We start from the raw sequence: 18,612 nt of genomic DNA on the forward strand, positions 1-18,612 counted from the left end.
CTTTCATTCTTTCATTAAGTTCGCTTGTTCAACATCTATATTGCCACGACTTCTATAATATACAACCAATATTGCAAGCCCAACTCCTGACTCTGCTGCCGCAACAGTCAACACAAACATCACAAAAATTTGCCCAACTATATCATTCATAAAGGCAGAAAAAGCAACTAAATTGATGTTAATCGCCAGCAATAATATTTCTATTGATAACAGTATATTGATTATGCTCTTACGGTTAATGAAAATACCGCACACCCCAATAGTGAACAAAATAGCAGCAACTATCAAAAAATGATTTAATCCTATTTCCATTCTACTCCTTTTCCAAATTTAGCCTTAACCAATTTTACAGATGAAGATTGTGTCAATTGCTTTAATACATTCTGTTTTTTAACTCCTTTTTTCTTGTCCTGCAAAGTAAGAGCAATTGCACCGACAATTGCAACAAGCAGCAGAATACCAGAAAGATGAAAAGCGTACATGTAGTCAGTGTAGAGCAAATTACCGATAGCTTTCACGTTATTGGCATTATAGTTTATAACATTACTTATATTCAGCGTTGAGCTGCGGATTACAAAACTGATAATCAGAAAAAACACAACACATAATATAGCACCAGGAGTGAAATGCTTCGCAAAACCCTGGCGCAACCTTATGTAGTCAATATCGAGCATCATAACTACAAAAAGGAATAACACTGCAACCGCACCGATATATACTATCAGCACCATCATAGCAATGAATTCAGCTCCAAGGAGAATAAAAAGAACTGCAGAATTAACGAAGGTGAAAATTAAAAATAATACTGCATGCACAGGATTTCTTACACTAATTACACAAACAGCAGATAAAATGCTAAGAATTGCGAAAAAATAAAAGAAAAAAGGCATCGATACTTTAACTGCAACAACAATTACTAATTTAAAGTGACTATCGTTGTAAAGTCAATACTAAATGCCTACCTTATGGATTAAACACCCAGGGATAAGGACATTCTTAATTGCAGTACACATACTCATATCAGGATCATTTTGCTTCTCTTCACTGACCTTTTCACAAAATTTTCCAATACCATAACCCACCAGTGCACCAACAACAGTGGCTGCAATAAATACTGCAACAGCCAACAACAGGAGTTAAAGCAGCAGCTCCTGCAAGATATGCTATGCTCAAACCTAAAAATAAGCCAATTGCTGTACTGTAGCCAGCATAATATTTGCTATTGTTTTCAGGACTGAATGGTAGATTTTGATTATGGTAATGTACAACAACAGTACAATTTGTAAGCTTAGCTTCTAGCTCTTTTCTAACTTCATCACCAACACCTTCGGTTAAGATAAGATGTTGAAGCTTTGTAAAGTTACCATTAGCTAAAGCTTTTGCACCTTCATTACGAATGTAGTTGTCTTTTAAACTAAGGTATTCAAGCTTTGTAAGATTGTTATTAGCTAAAGCTTTTGCACCTTCATCACCAATATTGTTGTTTTCTAAGTTAAGCTGCTCGAGATTTTCAAACTTACCATTGGCTAAAACTTTTGCGCCCTTTTTACCAATCTTATTCCGGGTTAAATTAAGTTGAACAAGATTGATAAGATTACCTTCAGCCAACCCTTTTGCACCTTCAGAAGCACCAATATTATTTTGCGTTAAATCAAGATATTTAAGATTTTCAAGCTTACCATTAGCTAAAGCTTTTGCACCTTTACCACCAATTTTGTTACATGATAATTTAAGCCATTCAAGACTTGTAAGATTACCGTTAGCTAGAGCTTTTGCACCTTCATCACCAATATTGTTGTTTTTTAAATTAAGCTGCTTGAGATTTTCAAGCTTACCATTGGCTAAAGCTTTTGCACCTTCATCACCAATATTGTTGTTTTCTAAGTTAAGCTGCTTGAGATTTTTAAGCTTGCCATTGGCTAAAGCTTTTGCACCTTCAACACTAATATTGTTACTCAATAAGTTAAGTCTAGTCAGACTGGTAAGACTAGCTAAAGCTTTTGCACCTTTATCACTAATGTTGTTCATGGATAAATCAAGTGAAGTAAGATGTGTAAGCTTAGCTAACTCTTTTGCATCTTCATCATCAATTTTACACCATTCTAGACCAAGTTCTGTAATGTGTGTTTCATTTTGTAAAAACCTTACTAGCTCTTTAACCACTATATCTACAGCAACACATCCATGTATAAAAAGTGCATTGCCTTTAATATATTTGTCAAAATCCATTTTTCCTCCTCACAAGAATTATCATATAAACATTTTAGCCTGTATCTCAGTGATTGTCAATTATTGACTTGTATCCTTATAATGTAAGGTATTGGAACTGAAATAGATTGTCCCGGCAGGTTATACTAGAATTAGTACAATAAATTGGTATGGTGGGACCATACACCTAGGACATTCTTTAACTGTTCTATTCAATAAAACCTTTACAATATTTCGATCATAGGTTTAACTTTACGAAGTTATAATCTATAGAGCTGCAAATGAACGATTATCTCTCACTGCTAAATCCAGAACAACAATTAGCTGTAACTAACATAGATGGACCGGTTTTAATATTGGCAGGAGCCGGAACCGGAAAAACAAGAACGATCACTTCAAGAATAGCGCACATAATTAGGAACGGTCACGCTTACTCTGATGAGATATTAGCAGTGACATTCACAAACAAAGCAGCAAATGAGATGGTATCAAGGGTACTTGAGCTAACAGGCACAAACATACCATGGCTTGGCACTTTCCATGCAATTGCAGCAAAAATTCTACGTCATCATGCTGAAGTCGTGGGGCTAAATTCCAATTTTACAATTATTGGTGTGGATGACCAATTACAGGTAATAAAAAACATCATGAATGAAATCAGCCCTGATTACCTATCAGAAAAATGTAAGACCATTATGAATATTATTCAGCAATGGAAAGAGAAGTGTTTGTTGCCATCTGAAGTGGAAGACGTTCAATCATTTAGATCAGTATACGTGATTGCACTCAAAGTCTATCACCAGTATCAGGAAAGGTTAAAATTCCTTAACTCTGTCGATTTTGGTGACTTATTGCTATATAACATACAACTCTTTAATCAAAAGACCGAAGTTCTGTCCTACTACCAAAACAAGTTTAAGTATGTCATGGTAGATGAGTATCAAGATACAAATGCAATACAATATCTTTGGCTAAAATACCTTGCAAAAAAGCACTCAAATATTTGCTGTGTGGGAGATGACGATCAGTCAATATACAGTTGGCGTGGTGCAGAAGTTGAAAACATTTTAAAATTTTCTGATGATTTTAAAAATGCAAAAACTGTCAAACTAGAGTGTAACTATAGATCAACATCTCACATACTTGCAACTGCGTCATATGTTATCAATCACAATAAAACTCGGCTAGAAAAAAAATTGTGGACAACAAACGTTGAAGGGGAAAAGGTAAATCTAATAAAATTATGGGACGGAAAAGCTGAAGCAAGGTTCATAAGCGAACAGATATTAAAGCTCAATAAATACAGATTTAGTGACATTGCAGTGCTGGTAAGGGCCACTTTTCAAACTAGAGTTCTCGAAGAGTATTTTATAAAATATTCAATTCCCTACAAGATTATAAGTGGCGTAAAATTCTACGAACGTCAGGAAGTCAGGGATATAATTGCATATTTAAGACTCGTTACAAACAATAACGATGACTTAGCTTTCGAAAGGATCGTAAATCGGCCAAAAAGAAGCATAGGAGCTACAACTCTAAAGAAAATATACACGACTGCTCAGGATAACAAAATTTCTTTTTTTGAGGCAGCAAAAATATTAGTTAATAGTAATCAAGTAACCGAAAGAATTAAACTCTCACTAAATGATTTTTTAAATAAAATTAAAGCTTGGGAAGAAATAGTAAGCGTAAAACCACTGCATGAATTCGTTAAAATCGTAGCAAACCAATCAGGGTATATTGAAATGCTTGAAAATGAGGAGGTAACAGGCTTAGCACGAATAGAAAATGTCAAGGAGCTCATCTCATCTTTAAAAAATTTCGATAATGCCACAACTTTCTTGGAGCATATAAGTCTAGTGATGGAAGTGGATAATATGAATAACGATGACACCGTATATGTTATGACTCTTCATGCAGCCAAAGGACTTGAATTCCCGTGCGTGTTTCTACCTGGTTGGGAAGAGGGATTATTTCCTCATCAAAGATCTTTTGAAGATAAAAGTGGTAAAGCTTTAGAAGAAGAAAGGAGACTCGCATATGTTGGCATAACCAGAGCCAAAGAAAGGTTAATCATTTCATGTGCAGATAGGAGGGAAATTAACAACCAGTGGCAACCGATGCGCACTTCTCGGTTCATTAAAGAATTGCCAAGAGAAAATTTTGAGGTAATCAAGAGTAACGCCTACTGTTGAAGCTATAACTGCAGATAAACATATCTTACAAATCTGAATTACTTCAACTATATGTGTAACCAGACTGCATTCTGTGATTTTTAGCAAAACATGATCTTTCATTTGAGCTTTCTTCAATTTAAAATAAATACAGAAAATTGCTGCCTATAGCTAAACTGACTTAGATTTACCGACAATTTGAAAAACCGTCATTCCGCTACTAGTTAGCGCCGCGGCGCTATGACGGTTCGCGGCGGCATCCTCGTCATCCCGCTACTTGTTAGCGGGATCTATGCTAAGAGATACCGCGGCAGCATAGCTATAGCTATCTTCAAAAATATGGTTGAATAATTGTTAATAATAGTGTATAATTATTAATATTTTCAAGCATTTTTGCCATGGCTCTTTCAAAATTTCTCGATCCTCGCAATGATTTGTGTTTCAAAAAAATCTTTGGAACGGAAAAAAATAAGAATATCCTGATCCACTTTTTGAACGATATTTTAGGGTTTACTGAGATAAATGCAATACAAGAAGTTGAGTTTCTTAGCACTATTATGGATCCCGAAGTTGCCTCTGATAAACAAAGTATTGTTGATGTTCTCTGCAAGGATTCTCACGGAAATAGATATATAGCAGAAATGCAGCTCGCTAGAGACAAGGGCTTCGAAAAACGCGCTCAATTATATGCCGCTAAAGCCTACTCAAGACAATTAGATAAATCTGGCAACTACATTGATTTAAAGAAAGTCTTCTTTATTGCTATATCAAATTGTAACTTACTTCCTGAAGAAGTTGATTATATTTCTACTCACAATATACGTGATATAAAAACTAACGGCCATTACTTAAAAGATTTTCAATTTATCTTTATAGAATTGCCCAAATTTTCAAAAAGTAAAGTAGAGCAGTTAGAAAGTATAGTAGAAAGGTGGTGTTTCTTTTTTAAATACGCAGAAGAAACAACAGAAGAGGACTTAAAAGAGATAGCAGAAAAAGCGCCAATAATAAAGCTAGCATATGATGAATTAGACAAGTTTCGTTGGAACGAAAAAGATTTAGTAGCTTACGAAGAAAGAATAATGGATCTACGGAAAGAAGAAGCCATTCTTGAATACAGACTTGATCTTGCTGAAGAGAAAGGTATACAAAAAGGTATAGAGAAAGGAAAAATTGAAGGGAAAATTGAAGTCGCAAAAGCAATGCTGGCTAATAATGTTGATGTCAACACTATTGTCAAGTTTACTGGCCTTTCTATTAGTGAGATTGAAGGGGAGTGTTAAATAAACTGTGTCAAACCGCATTTTTAGTTCAACTCAATTTTCAATCTGCCAGGAAAGAAAACATCAAGTTGAGAGATAGTTAATGCCCAATCATGTACAGGCATCGTCCACTTTTCCTCTGCCTTCTTTATAGCACAATATACCTGCTTATACAAGGCATTTATGCTGGTAAATGAGCCTTTGGTCTTAGTGAATTTCCTAATTTGCCTATGTAGCCCCTCTATGGGATTGGTGGTGTAGATTATCCTCCTAACTGGACCAGAATACTTAAAATAACCAGACAAGTTTTCCCAATTATTCTGCCAAGATTTTATAACCATAGGGTACTTTGTGCCCCATTTTTCATCCAATTCCAACAGATAATTCTCGGCAATTTCCTTGCTTGAAGCTTGATATACCTTCTTTAAATCGCTCAAAAAACTCTTCGCATCTTTACTGGCCACATACTTCAGTGAGTTGCGTATCTGATGCACTATACACATCTGCACTTCCGCATTAGGAAAGACACTGTTTATAGCTGCAGGAAAGCTTTTCAGCCCATCAACGCAGGCAATAAGGATATCTTCTACTTGTATCTTGTCAAAAGCATCTAATGTTTTAAGCTTAAGCATTAGGTGGAGAAGGGAGGAACTCTGTGCTTCTTCTTAGATATAAAATCTGTAGAGGAGATAAGAATTCCCTTCTCAAAAGTATAGGCTGGACGGTATCGTAGAAAGACCTGAATGGTTCTAATTCTGTATTCACAAGACTAGCCTTACTTTTCATTTTTAATGGTAACGTATGGGGTTATATATGATCAACAACTTTTTGGGCATAGATATATCAAAAGATCGCTTTGATGTTTTTCTCTCATTTATAAGCAAAAAAGGAAAGCGTGAAACTAGAAAAAGAAGCTTTAAGAACGATGGTTTCAAAGTCTACTGAATTTTCTACACAAACATAATGTAGAAAAAGTAAAAACCTGCATGGAATCTAATGGTTGTTATAGCGAAGCACTGGCTGAATTTCTACACAATGCTGGACATTTTGTAAGTGTTGTAAATCCTTATTGCATAAAATCTTATGCAAGGAGTAAGCTGATACGACAAAAGAATGATCAGACCGATGCAGAAGTTATTGCTGATTATTGCCAAAGACAGGAACCTTCTAGTTGGACACCACCTTCTCCTGAAATGAAAAAATTAAAACATCTTTATCGTTGCTCAGTTGCGTTAAAAGATGAGTTAACATTAGTAAATAACCACTTAGAAAAAAAAGAGAGACTGCCTAAAGAAGTTGCAAATGCTTGGGAAGACCTTGCAATGAATATAGCTCAAAAAATAGAAACAATAAAAAACTCCGTACGTGAACTATTAAATCAACACAAAGAATTGTTGGAAAATTTTCAACTTCTATTGACTATTCCAGGCATAGGAGAAGAATCAGCAATAGCTATTTTAGCTGAAGTTTCTGATATAGAGGTTTTTAGAGATGCCAGGCAATTGGCAGCATATACAGGAGTTATACCACGAAATATGACGTCAGGTTCCTCTGTATATGCCAAACCCAGATTAAGTAAATCCGGTTCACAAACATTACGTAAGGCACTTTTCTTTCCTGCCATAGTAGCTAAGAATCACAATCCTATCATTATGAGCTTTTGCCAAAGATTAAAGGAAAAGGGTAAGCATAATATGGCCATCGTTGGTGCTGCAATGCGTAAGCTACTCCATATCATTTTCGGTATTCTGACATCCAAAAGTGCTTTTGATCCTAACCATATCAAAAACTACAGGGCTAGGAGGTTGACTGAAGGTTTAGTACTTTAAAATCAAAAATGCTTCCTATCTATCTTATGTAAAGTGGTATCTTACACAAATTTATTGAATGTTGTTGGTTAGTGGATATGTTGATAAGTAAACTTCATCTGTTTTGTGCGTATAAAACTAATTTACTTATCAACATATCCACTAACTATAATCTGTGTACTGTTACACAATTGGAAGTATTTTTTGATTTTATGATGCAACTTGGGAAATTTTATAATTTTTTTGTTGACTAACAAGACGGTATCTCCTGTCATTCTAGTGCTCCTTTTTTTGTCATCCGAGTAGCCCCTTTTTTATCATCCGAGTAGCCCCTCTTCTGTCATCCGAGTAGCTGACACTGGGATCTCATTTTACTCTATAATGGCAGTGCTCCTTTCTCGTCATCCCAGTGCCCAGACTACTTGGATCCAGGAAACTTAACTCTACACCAAGTAAATGTACAATAAGAACTAGATTCCAGACTGGAATGACACCCTACTTAACCGTCATACCGCCGCGGTATCTCCTTAGCATAGATCCCGCTAACAAGCAGCGGGATGACGAATTACTTAACCATTATACCGCCGCGGTATCTCTAGATCCCGCTAACACCTTACTATTACCCACAAATATAAATGTTTGTTGCATAGCTCTTAATGGCATAACTTTTGCTTGAAATAACTGTTTATATGGTGCAATTTACAGCTTTTAGTTGCTAAAATTATAACTCTTAATTTAATAATTTTAATCCAATAAGCTTTCAGGTTAATAAAATTAAATTATTTGAGTAAATACAATACCATGTCTTTATTTGTGGGTAATAGTAAGCGCTAACACGTAGCGGGATGACGAGATGCCACCGCGAACCGTCATACCGCGATTCATTCGCGGTATCTCTTAGCCGCTAATACGTAGCGGGATGACGGTTGTCGGTAGGCCTAAATTACTTTAGCCATAAATATTTAAGAAATTTACCAAACGAAAAAAAAGGCAAAAGAAGCCCCGAGTAGCGAGTTTTGACTCTATATTACTGTAAGTGGCGCTGTAATAATGTGCTGACGCTTAGTTTAAGCGCGATTTGGCTGAATGTAGAAAAAATAAAAAAGACATGCAACCGCTATAATTTTATCTAATCCGCCAATAAATACCCTGAGTTTTTTACTGAATTTTTGTTGTTGAACCTGCGCAGATCAAAAACAAGCTTTGAGTCATAAATACCCTTATTATCATAATAAGGGGGCTGGCGGAGTTTGTCAAGGAAGTTTTTGTATTTTAATTTTAGAATTTTATAGGCTTTTGTTTTCATGAAATTATGTTCTCATGGGTAAATTAATGTTATCCTTTTTTGTTGATCTAAAGTTTTTTATGTTCATACACTTACGTGTTCATAGTGTTTATTCGCTGCTTGAAAGCTCGGTTAAAATTGAGGAGCTGATAGGCCTTTGTTTGCGAAATAAAATGCCAGCGGTTGCAATTACTGATTCAGGCAACTTGTTTGGCTCGCTCGAATTTTCAGAATATGCAGCAAGTAGGGGAATACAGCTAATAATAGGATGCAATATTATAGTTAAACATTCAGAACAAAATTTACCTATATTATTGCTTGCAAAAAATGAGCAAGGGTACACTAATTTAGTCACTTTGGTGAGTGAGTCTTTTAAAAAGCGCAAGAATAACAGCGATATTCCTTACGTTGATTTTGATGAGCTATTGAATTTAAGTATGGGTCTGATCGCTTTAACCGGTGGATGTTTGGCTCAACTATTGTTGGGGCAAGATAAAGAAACGGTTGAAAAACTGCTTTCAGCATTCGATGGTCATTTATATGTTGAATTGCAGCGTCATGGGCTGAATAAAGAGCTAGAGCTTGAAGAAGCTTTAATAGATTTTGCTTATCAGCGCAATGTACCACTGGTTGCAACGAACGATGTGTTTTTTCCAAATAGGTCTGATTATGAGGCTTATGACATATTAACGTGCATATCGGAGGGGAGTTATGCCCTGGAGAATAACAGAAAGAAGTTAACTACCGAGCATTACTTCAAATCTGTGGCAGAAATGGAGGAGCTGTTTAGCGACATTCCCGAAGCAATTCATAACACTTTAGTGATAGCTAAGCGGTGCTCTTACATGCCAAGAAGCAGGCAGCCTATCTTGCCTAAATTTCCTTGTCGAGAAAATAAAACTGAGAATGAAGAACTGAGGGAGCAGGCAGTTGCAGGATTGAAGCTGCGTATTGCAAAATCCTCTTCTGTCACCAGAACACCCTCCACTGTCATCCCAGTACTTGATACTGGGATCCAGAGAGATTCCAGCGTCACGCGCTGGAATGACACCAAACCAGATGATGACACACAACATGATATCGATTTCAAGCAATACTACGACAGGTTAGATTATGAACTAAGCGTAATAACTTCGATGAACTACGCTGGCTACTTTTTGATAGTTTCTGATTTCATTCGTTGGAGCAAAGCAAATGGCATTCCAGTTGGTCCAGGAAGAGGCTCTGGTGCTGGATCAATTGTTGCTTGGAGCTTACAGATTACAGACCTTGATCCAATAAAGTTTGGCCTAATATTTGAAAGGTTTTTAAATCCCGATCGTGTATCAATGCCTGACTTTGATATCGATTTCTGCCAAGAGAAAAGGGACCTGGTTATTGATTATGTTCAGAAAAAGTACGGTTATGTTGCTCAAATAATCACTTTTGGAAAATTGCAAGCAAGGGCAGTATTGCGTGATGTTGGTAGAGTATTGCAAATGCCTTACTCTCAAGTGGATAAAATATCTAAAATGGTTCCATTTAATCCAGTAAATCCTGTAACTTTATCGCAAGCGATAGAGCTTGATCAAAACCTGCAGAAAGAACGGGATAGTGATGAGGTAATTGCAAAGCTTCTTGATATATCACTAAAGCTTGAAGGAATATATCGTCACGTTTCAACTCATGCTGCTGGAATTGTAATATGTGATCAAAAGTTGGAAAATTTTGTTCCTGTGTACTACGATCCAAATTCGGCTCTGCCAATCACTCAATACAGCATGAAATATGTGGAGAAAGCTGGGTTAATAAAATTTGATTTTCTTGGACTTGGTACGCTAACACTAATAGATCATGTATGTCGTTTAATTAATCGTGATGAAAAAAAGATCGATATTTCTTCAGTTCCTTTGAATGATCAAAAAACCTATGAGATGCTCTCTAGCGGTGATTCAATTGGAGTGTTCCAGCTTGAAAGTTCGGGAATGAGAGAAGCTTTAATCAAATTAAAGCCAGATTGCATTGAAGATATTATCGCTTTAATTTCCCTTTATCGTCCAGGACCTATGGATAACATTCCAACTTATGTTGCAAGAAAGCATGGACTTGAAAAGCCAGATTATATTCATCCGTTACTTGAAGGAGTGTTAAAAGAAACATTTGGGGTAATAATCTACCAGGAGCAGGTGATGGAAATAGCCCGTATTCTTTCCGGGTATAGCTTAGCGGAAGCAGATCTGCTGAGACGTGCCATGGGTAAGAAAATTAAGGAAGAGATGGATAAACAACGTGAACTTTTCATCCAAGGGGCAACGAAGAATGGCGTTGATTATGACAGGGCAAGTTATATCTTTGACCTTGTTGCAAAATTTGCTGGTTATGGATTTAATAAATCTCACGCAGCTGCATATGCGGTTATATCTTATCAAACGGCTTACCTTAAAGCTAATTATCCATTAGAATTTTTTACAGCACTAATGAATCTAAATATTGATGATAGAGATAAACTGAATTTATTTTATCATGCAGCAAAGTTTAGTGGCGTTACCGTTCTTCCACCTGATATAAACAAGTCTCAAGCTGAATTCTCAATAGAGGGTGAGTGCATACGTTATGGTATTGCTGCCTTGAGGAATGTTGGTTTTTCTATAGCAGAAGGAATAGTGAACACACGTTCAAGCGCTTATAAGGACATATGGGAATTCATTCAAAATTCAGGTCATATAATAAATAAGAGAGCGCTAGAAAGCCTAATTGAATCCGGGGCATTCGATAGCGTGCATAAGAACAGAAAGCAGCTATATGAGTCAATGGACATGCTGATTTACTTTGCAAATAAAAACAAACAGGATAGGGAATCAAGTCAAGCTGCTTTGTTTGGTAGTCTTGATGTCCTCAAACCGAAATTTGAGAATGTGGAAGATTTTGATGAAGAGGAAAAATTAGAGCATGAGTTATTTTCACTAGGATTTTATTTAACTAATCATCCACTTGAAAAATTTAGAATTCTTCTGGAAAAGTTAAATATTGGGTTTATCGGAGAAAATAGAACAGCAAAAACTGCTGGGGTAATATTAAATGCACGTATGAGAACTTCAGAGCGTGGAAGGTTTGTTATACTCACACTTTCTGATCCCCATAACGTTTCTGAAATAGCATTTTATAATAATGAAATAATAGAAGAAAAAAGAGATTTATTTTCACCAGGAACATTTGTGATAATTGATCTTGAAGCTTCGGAAAATACGACAAGATTAGCAGGCAAGGATATATCTGAGTTTACAAAAAGAATCGCTTCTACAATAAAGGAATTAGTTCTCACCACTGAGTGCACGGATTCGCAAAAAGCCGCTATGGAATTAAATGCAATATTGAAAGATAAAGGCAGAACCAAAATAATGCTAAAACTTCTTCTCGAAAAACATAAAGTGAGCATCTTATTACCAGGTGCATACTCAATTGCTCCTCAAGTTATTTATGAAATATCTAACTTAAGCTGGATTAAAGGCGTAGAAATTAATACAAATAACTTGCTTATATAAAAAAGCTTTATATAATGAAATATTTAATCGGTATTAAAGGAAGATATAGTGAATCTTTATGAATTTACTTTTATAGCACAACAAGGATTATTACAGCAAGAAGTAGAGGAGATGGTCCAAGAGCTAGCTGTTTCATTGAAAAATATTAAAGCAGATGTTATTTTCCAGAAGATCAAGAGTCTTATGGAAAGGCAAAATAGTACGCTTACAAAACAAGAGTTAGAAACGCGTGCTGAAGACATTAAAGAAGGTCTAGTTGCTTACTCTGATTTCTTGGAAGATCTTACAAAAATTTTATGGGTTGAATTGGAAGAAGATCTTTCAAATTTGAAAGAAGTGAAGTCAAAAATCGATAAAGAGTTGAAAGATGAACTAAAAGATTTAGGAATAACGCAAGATTTTATAAAATTTCTAGGAGGCAGTGAGCAAATTACTAAAAGTGCGTTTATCCATAATGCAGTAAATGCTTTGAAGAGAAATATTTCAGAACATCTAATAAAGATTTTTCAAGATATTTTGAAAGATTTTAGAATAAACGGTCCAACTCAATCGAGCAAAGCATTGGAGATGCTTTTGGAAAACATTGAAGCATCGGGATTAATCAAGTATGAACATTGGGGTCTTTTGGATTTTGCATATCCAATAAATAAGATGAAGAGCGGTCATTATTGTATAATGTGCATAAGTTCTACTGCAAACATTCTGGATGAATTTGTGCGTAGAATGAAACTTAATGAGAACGTTATTCGCCACTTGTCTGTGCAGGTTGATAAATTTTTTGAAGGTAAATCTTATATGATGAATAAACAAATTGAGGAGCAAAACGCATAATGATGAAAAGACGAAATAGTTTTAATAATTCTTACGTATCTTTAAAGAATAGGACTGGCTTTAGGCGTTCTAAAGTTTGCCCTCTTGCTACGTCTAAAGATGAAGACATAGATTATAAGAATACAGATTTATTATCCAAGTTTACCTCTGACTATGGTAGGATATTACCTAGAAGGTTAACAGGCGTATGTGCAAAAAAACAAAGGAAGTTACGCTTAGCGATCATAAGGGCACGTTTTTTGGCTCTTGTTCCTTACTGTACTAAAAAAGTTTAGGTAATTTATGTTGATAATTTTAAAGGAAAATATAAGGACTTTAGGTAAGCTTGGTGAAGTTGTCAAAGTTAAACCAGGTTATGCACGTAATTTTCTTTTTCCACAAAGAAAAGCGGTGAAAGCTACCAAGGAAAATTTAACAAAGCTAGAGGAGCAACGTTTATTACTGGAAGAAGAGAATATAAAAAGATTAAATGTAGCAAAAGAGCTTGCATTGTCACTACATGATAAGTTTGTGGTATTGATAAAGCAAGCTTCAGAGGATGGTAAAATTTTTGGTTCTGTAACAACACGTGAAATTGCGAAAGTTTTACTACAAGAAGGACATGCGATAGATCATCGTAGTTTATCTTTTGGTGGAATAAGCATCAAAAACTTGGGTGAATACCAAGTAAACGTAGAATTACATAGTGAAGTAGTAGTACCAATTACTATATACGTCGTGAAATCCGAAATAGATGCGCATGAATTAAGGCAAGTAAAGTTGCAAAATCAGAAGTCTGAGCAACAAGAAGATGAAGCAGTGGAGCAAGAAGATACAAATAACAAATAGCAGTGAATAAAATATATCAACTATTCCTGTCATTCCAGTGCGTGACACTGGGATCTAGCATGTTCAAAGATAAGACGGGGGTCATTTAATGATCCCGCGCTATAGCCAAAAAGAAATGTCTTCCATTTGGGAGGAAAATAATAAATTTAATATATGGCTTAAAATAGAAAAATTAGCGTGTGAAGCTCAAGCAGAGTTAGGAGTGATTCCAAATAGTGTTGCTCAGAAGCTCTCTGGTGCTATTGAATTTGATATTGAACGTATCAACGAAATTGAATCCATTGTAAAACATGATGTTATAGCTTTTCTGACATATGTTGCTGAAAAAGCGGGAGTTGATGTTCGTTATCTCCACTATGGAATGACAAGTTCTGATGTTTTGGATACATGCCTTGCGGTGCAGTTGAAAGAGTCATGTGATATTTTACTCGGGAATCTAAAAAATTTACTTGCAGTATTGAAAAAAAAAGCTGAGGACTATAAAGATATTGTTTGTGTTGGGCGCAGTCATGGAATGCATGCAGAACCAACAACTCTTGGATTAAAATTTGCTAGATTTTATGCTGAATTTAAACGCAATTATCAGAGATTAATTAGCGCGCAAAAAGAGATCTCAATTTGTAAAATATCAGGTGCAGTAGGTAATTTTGCAAATGTTGATCCGTTTGTTGAAGAGTATGTAGCAAAAGAAATGGGACTCATACCTGAAACCATATCGTCTCAAGTCATTCCTCGTGATAGACATGCCATGTTCTTTTCGGTTTTGGGAGTGATTGCAAGCTCAATAGAAAATATTGCAATTGAAATTCGTCATTTGCAAAGAACTGAAATCGGCGAAATTTCTGAGCATTTTTCCATTGGGCAGAAGGGAAGCTCTGCTATGCCACACAAATGTAATCCTATTTTAAGTGAAAATCTGACGGGACTCTCACGTTTAATACGCAGTTATGTTTTTCCTGCGTTAGAAAATGTTGCATTGTGGCACGAACGTGATATATCACACTCGTCTGTGGAAAGATGCATTGCTCCTGATGCTTGTATAACAATGGATTTTGCTTTAGTGCGATTAACAGATTTGATAGATAAATTGGTAATCAATAAGGAAAACATTGAAAAGAACTTAAATTCTTCAAAAGGTTTAGTTTTCTCACAGCGTGTATTGCTTGAGTTAGTAAATAGTGGTTTGGCGAGGGAAGAGGCGTATAAAATTGTTCAGAGCAATGCAATGAAAGTGAAACAAAACAACAGTGATTTTCTGGCCGAATTGAAACAAGATAAACCTTTACTTAAGGTTATTAACTCGGAAAAACTTGAATCTTTGTTTGATTTGAAATATTATACAAAGCATGTAGGTCACATATATAGCAAGGTTTTCAATTAGGCTGAGTAGCTCAGTTGGTAGAGCAGGAGGATCATAATCTCTTGGTCGGGGGTTCAAGTCCCTCCTCAGCCACTCGAACTAAACTATGTTTAGCAAGATAGTGCTATTGGTGAAGTAGTGCGACCCAGTGTCAGCTACTTGGAATGGTTACGTTCAGTTGTATATCCACTTAGGTGTACAGTCTAGAGGAAAATGGATAAGAGATTGTGAAAAGGGTTTAGCTTTTGGCCTATGATCTCTTTAAATGACAGAATTTCACTACAAAACTTAACTTTCTTCTATGCAATTAGCTAAGTCAAGAAAGGTGAATCTATCTCTTGTTGCAAACGCAAGATCGACCACTTTACAATATTGTTCTTTATTCCAACTGAGGTGCTCTGGTAAGTGCGGAATTGATAGATCTTCAAATATTTTTTGCAGGTATTTTGCAGGTAGTAAATTTTGCTTAATTAAATTGGAAATATTAGTCCATTCTTTACAAATAATCTCTTGGATTTTTTGCTGCATAATTTGCTTCTGTTCAAAAGTTCTTACAAATTCGATATTATCAAAGCACTGAGTTATATGTTTTACATCTAAAGTGGTCGGGTTGATAATCGGGTTTTGTATTGATAATATTTTTTCCTGCAAATTAGCCATGGTAATCGTCGTAACAGCAATTTTTTCGCCATGTAGTGAGGAATGATCTCTTGTTACCATTTCCATTGCGTGAGCTATCATATGCTCTCCTTGGCTTGCAGAATAGCTGCCTTTTGATATTACCATTCCAAGTCCTGAAATTAGTAGAACTTCCATAAGTAATAGGACCACTTTTCTACTTCTTTTAGTAAGCGCCGTATACTCTCTTAGCAAAATTTGCTCCAAATCGCGAACAAGTGTAAAAGGTAATTCATTGTATTCTGTGCCAAGCAACAAATGAGATAGTAGCCAGTCAGCCTGAACTGTCGAACGGCAAATGAAATCTGCAAATCCGCTTAATGTGAGGCGCAGTGGTGCATTGGTAAGTATGTCTATATCTATATATATCGCTCTTGGAAGATGTGCTTTGAACGATTTTTTGTATCCATTTACTAATATTGAAGCATTTGCGGATGTATATCCATTCATGGAAGCGGCTGTTGGGAACGATATATAATCTTTTTTCTCGAGGTAGCTTGCATATTTGCAGATGTCGTTAACGGTGCCGCTACCAAATGCAACTATTAAGTCACTGTCTTTTGCTTTGTTTCTAACTAGATTTATGGTTTCAAGAGAGGCAAGTGAAAGATTAGTACCCATGGTTGGTGTCATTCCAGCGCGTGACGCTGATTTTTTTTCCTGGATCCCAGTCTCGAAGGACTGGGATGATAAAATGTAGGGAGCATCCGAAATGATATGAGGTTTTGCAAGAGGCCTAATGGTATTGCTCGGGATAATTAAGTGAGAAATTTTATTAAATACGTTTTTGTTTAAAAGTTTTGCTGTATTTTCATCTGCAACTAGAAAGATGTCATTTCCGTGTCGTGTGCATATTTCATAGATATCATCAGCAAGGTGGTAATCTGTTATTACTTCTCTTAGAAAAGTTTGTTCGGTTTGATGTAATATTTGTTTTAAATAGTGCATAGAGTGTTTACAATATAGCAATATAATTATTTTAAGGTTGACATGAAAATTGACCCTGTAGAGCTAACTAAGAAATTGATCTCTTTTGAGAGTATAACACCAAGGGAAGGCGGGGCAATAGAGCATATAGCAACAATCTTCAAGAAAAGTGGCTTTGACTGTGAGATTTTAGAATTTGGTGATGATGGAACTAAAGTTAAAAATCTTTATGCGAAATATATAAATGGAGTACCAAATTTGTGCTTTGCTGGGCATGTTGATGTTGTACCACCGGGTCAGTTAAAAGATTGGGCATTTGGTCCATTTAATCCAGAAGTTAGAGATGGAATGCTATATGGAAGAGGAGCATCTGATATGAAAAGCGGAATAGCTGCATTTATTGCTGCTATGGCAAATTTAATTGCAGAAAAGTTTCAATTTAATGGTTCGATAAGTGCATTGATTACCAGTGCTGAAGAAAGCACGGAAGAATATGGAACAAAGGCAGTTTTGGAATGGATGAAAAGTAAGCAAAAAAAGATAGATTTTTGTGTAGTTGCCGAACCAACCAGTAGTGAGAAATTAGGTGATACCATAAAAATAGGCAGAAGAGGTTCTGTAACATTTGAATTAATTTGCCATGGAAAACAAGGACACGTTGCCTACCCAGACCTAGCAGATAATCCAATATATAAGGTAATATCGATATTGAGTAAGGTAAAAAATACTACTTTTGATCATGGTAATAAATATTTTCAGCCTTCACATTGCGAAGTTACTACTATCGATGTTGGAAATAATACTAGCAATCTAATACCTAGTTCAGCAACTACACGTTTTAACATTCGATATAACGATACACAAACACCTGACGGCTTATATAAGCTGATTGATGAAATATGCTCCAGTGTAACTAACGATTATAAACTTTCTATGCATAGCAGCAGGGACGTTTTCCTCTCTACTCCTGATAGAAATACTGATATTATGCTTGATGCGATAAATAAAGTTACCAGTATTGATGCTGTGCTGAGCACAAGTGGTGGCACATCTGACGCTGCGTTTATCAAAGATGTTTGTCCAGTGATTGAATTTGGTATAATCAACAAAACCGCACATCATATAAACGAATGCGTATTAGTAAATGATATACATAAATTAACAGCTATATATAAGGAATTTATAGAAAATTATTTCAATCCCACTAATAAAATATTGAGTCAGGTCAACGTAGTTAGTAATATATCTAGTGGTCCATTGTTAGCTTAGATGTAATCAGATCTCTTGCATAACTGTTGTTTGAGTAACAACTGCCAGCGTGTGACGTTAGAATCCAAAAACCATGAGAGCTACAAAAACCACTTGACAAACTCCGCCAGCCCCCCTTATCATGAAAATGAAGCTATTTATTTATCTTCTCTGTACAGATTAAATGACAAAAAAACTCAACGTATTTGGCGTCTCATGTTTAATTTTTTGCACTATTTGCACTCTATGTCTTTATCAAATTTCTAGGTTTTTACCTATACAAGCTGAAATACGCTTATAAAGCATTTAAAACATTAAAAAACGCCAACTTAAAAAATGGATAGTGAATAATTAGCTACCCTAGGGTTTCTTTTGCCTTTTTTTCTGTTTAGTAAATTTCTTAAACATTTATGACTAAAGGTTAGTTGCATTAAAAAGCAGCTAAATCGCGGTTATTAAGCGTTTAGAATAAAAAAACGCCA

At 35.6% G+C, this 18,612-nt stretch carries 13 protein-coding genes, 1 tRNA gene and 2 pseudogenes; 10 read left to right on the top strand and 6 right to left on the bottom strand.

Going from position 1 to position 18,612, the window contains the following annotated elements; translation table 11 throughout:
* Positions 1–3 precede the first annotated feature (3 nt).
* The 3 genes from nuoK to OOK87_RS07145 form a co-directional block, all read right to left on the bottom strand.
* Entirely contained in the window at positions 4–312 is a 309-nt protein-coding gene (gene nuoK, locus OOK87_RS07135; protein ID WP_019236815.1) for an NADH-quinone oxidoreductase subunit NuoK, read from the bottom strand.
* A complete protein-coding gene (locus OOK87_RS07140; RefSeq protein WP_253309432.1) occupies positions 303–890 on the bottom strand; it encodes an NADH-quinone oxidoreductase subunit J in 588 nt (195 codons plus the stop codon). Before OOK87_RS07140 ends, nuoK begins: the two co-directional genes overlap by 10 nt.
* 163 nt (positions 891–1,053) lie before the next feature.
* Positions 1,054–2,229, bottom strand: coding sequence for a leucine-rich repeat domain-containing protein (locus OOK87_RS07145; protein ID WP_264688442.1), 1,176 nt, complete (start codon positions 2,227–2,229; stop codon positions 1,054–1,056).
* Between the two features lie 260 nt (positions 2,230–2,489).
* Here OOK87_RS07145 and OOK87_RS07150 point away from each other — a divergent pair, with 260 nt between their 5' ends.
* Positions 2,490–4,403 (top strand): ATP-dependent helicase, encoded by a 1,914-nt coding sequence (locus OOK87_RS07150; protein WP_264688443.1) that lies wholly within the window; start codon positions 2,490–2,492, stop codon positions 4,401–4,403.
* Positions 4,404–4,780: 377 nt separating this feature from the next.
* On the top strand, positions 4,781–5,665 hold the full coding sequence (locus tag OOK87_RS07155; RefSeq protein WP_264688444.1) for an Rpn family recombination-promoting nuclease/putative transposase: 885 nt from the start codon (positions 4,781–4,783) through the stop codon (positions 5,663–5,665).
* A 23-nt stretch (positions 5,666–5,688) separates the two neighbouring features.
* Here OOK87_RS07155 and OOK87_RS07160 read toward each other — a convergent pair.
* Positions 5,689–6,234, bottom strand: a pseudogene (locus OOK87_RS07160) (IS256-like element ISWpi15 family transposase); the annotation flags it as partial.
* 223 nt (positions 6,235–6,457) lie between these two features.
* On the opposite strand from OOK87_RS07160, the pseudogene OOK87_RS07165 reads away from it, so the two are divergent.
* Positions 6,458–7,473, top strand: a pseudogene (locus OOK87_RS07165) (IS110 family RNA-guided transposase).
* Positions 7,474–7,595: 122 nt separating this feature from the next.
* Here the strand turns inward: OOK87_RS07165 and OOK87_RS07170 are convergent.
* Positions 7,596–7,727: a hypothetical protein gene (locus tag OOK87_RS07170; protein ID WP_264687719.1), complete on the bottom strand. Its 132-nt coding sequence runs from the start codon at positions 7,725–7,727 to the stop codon at positions 7,596–7,598.
* Between the two features lie 1,090 nt (positions 7,728–8,817).
* Between OOK87_RS07170 and dnaE the strand changes: the two genes are divergently transcribed.
* The 6 genes from dnaE (at position 8,818) to OOK87_RS07200 (ending at position 15,370) form a co-directional block, all read left to right on the top strand.
* Entirely contained in the window at positions 8,818–12,258 is a 3,441-nt protein-coding gene (gene dnaE, locus OOK87_RS07175) for a DNA polymerase III subunit alpha (protein WP_264688511.1), read from the top strand.
* Positions 12,259–12,306: 48 nt separating this feature from the next.
* The gene (rpsF, locus tag OOK87_RS07180; protein WP_264688445.1) at positions 12,307–13,089 is read left to right on the top strand and encodes a 30S ribosomal protein S6; all 783 of its coding nucleotides are present in this window, start codon (positions 12,307–12,309) and stop codon (positions 13,087–13,089) included.
* Positions 13,089–13,364, top strand: a complete 276-nt coding sequence (gene rpsR, locus OOK87_RS07185) for a 30S ribosomal protein S18 (protein ID WP_264688446.1) — start codon at positions 13,089–13,091, stop codon at positions 13,362–13,364. The genes rpsF and rpsR overlap by 1 nt, the downstream gene beginning before the upstream one ends.
* Before the next feature lie 7 nt (positions 13,365–13,371).
* On the top strand, positions 13,372–13,917 hold the full coding sequence (gene rplI, locus OOK87_RS07190; protein WP_264688447.1) for a 50S ribosomal protein L9: 546 nt from the start codon (positions 13,372–13,374) through the stop codon (positions 13,915–13,917).
* Positions 13,918–14,005: 88 nt separating this feature from the next.
* Positions 14,006–15,298, top strand: coding sequence for an adenylosuccinate lyase (gene purB, locus OOK87_RS07195; RefSeq protein ID WP_253309630.1), 1,293 nt, complete (start codon positions 14,006–14,008; stop codon positions 15,296–15,298).
* Positions 15,298–15,370: transfer RNA gene (locus tag OOK87_RS07200), tRNA-Met, on the top strand. Before purB ends, OOK87_RS07200 begins: the two co-directional genes overlap by 1 nt.
* A 195-nt stretch (positions 15,371–15,565) precedes the next feature.
* Here the strand turns inward: OOK87_RS07200 and OOK87_RS07205 are convergent.
* Positions 15,566–16,903, bottom strand: a complete 1,338-nt coding sequence (locus tag OOK87_RS07205) for an iron-containing alcohol dehydrogenase (protein WP_264688448.1) — start codon at positions 16,901–16,903, stop codon at positions 15,566–15,568.
* A 42-nt stretch (positions 16,904–16,945) separates the two neighbouring features.
* Between OOK87_RS07205 and dapE the strand changes: the two genes are divergently transcribed.
* Positions 16,946–18,151 (top strand): succinyl-diaminopimelate desuccinylase, encoded by a 1,206-nt coding sequence (gene dapE / locus OOK87_RS07210; protein ID WP_264688449.1) that lies wholly within the window; start codon positions 16,946–16,948, stop codon positions 18,149–18,151.
* Positions 18,152–18,612 lie beyond the last annotated feature (461 nt).

The sequence above is a fragment of the Wolbachia endosymbiont (group A) of Sympetrum striolatum genome (genome assembly GCF_947250715.1).
Classification (GTDB): Bacteria; Pseudomonadota; Alphaproteobacteria; order Rickettsiales; family Anaplasmataceae; genus Wolbachia.

Coding starts and splice junctions, on each gene's coding strand:
- rpsR (WP_264688446.1), top strand. CDS start 13,089: ATGATGAAAAGACGAAATAGTTTTAATAATTCTTACGTATCTTTAAAG.
- OOK87_RS07155 (WP_264688444.1), top strand. CDS start 4,781: ATGGCTCTTTCAAAATTTCTCGATCCTCGCAATGATTTGTGTTTCAAA.
- OOK87_RS07150 (WP_264688443.1), top strand. CDS start 2,490: ATGAACGATTATCTCTCACTGCTAAATCCAGAACAACAATTAGCTGTA.
- OOK87_RS07170 (WP_264687719.1), bottom strand. CDS start 7,727: ATGACAGGAGATACCGTCTTGTTAGTCAACAAAAAAATTATAAAATTT.
- dnaE (WP_264688511.1), top strand. CDS start 8,818: ATGTTCATACACTTACGTGTTCATAGTGTTTATTCGCTGCTTGAAAGC.
- rplI (WP_264688447.1), top strand. CDS start 13,372: ATGTTGATAATTTTAAAGGAAAATATAAGGACTTTAGGTAAGCTTGGT.
- OOK87_RS07140 (WP_253309432.1), bottom strand. CDS start 890: ATGCCTTTTTTCTTTTATTTTTTCGCAATTCTTAGCATTTTATCTGCT.
- OOK87_RS07205 (WP_264688448.1), bottom strand. CDS start 16,903: ATGCACTATTTAAAACAAATATTACATCAAACCGAACAAACTTTTCTA.
- OOK87_RS07145 (WP_264688442.1), bottom strand. CDS start 2,229: ATGGATTTTGACAAATATATTAAAGGCAATGCACTTTTTATACATGGA.
- nuoK (WP_019236815.1), bottom strand. CDS start 312: ATGGAAATAGGATTAAATCATTTTTTGATAGTTGCTGCTATTTTGTTC.
- purB (WP_253309630.1), top strand. CDS start 14,006: ATGATCCCGCGCTATAGCCAAAAAGAAATGTCTTCCATTTGGGAGGAA.
- dapE (WP_264688449.1), top strand. CDS start 16,946: ATGAAAATTGACCCTGTAGAGCTAACTAAGAAATTGATCTCTTTTGAG.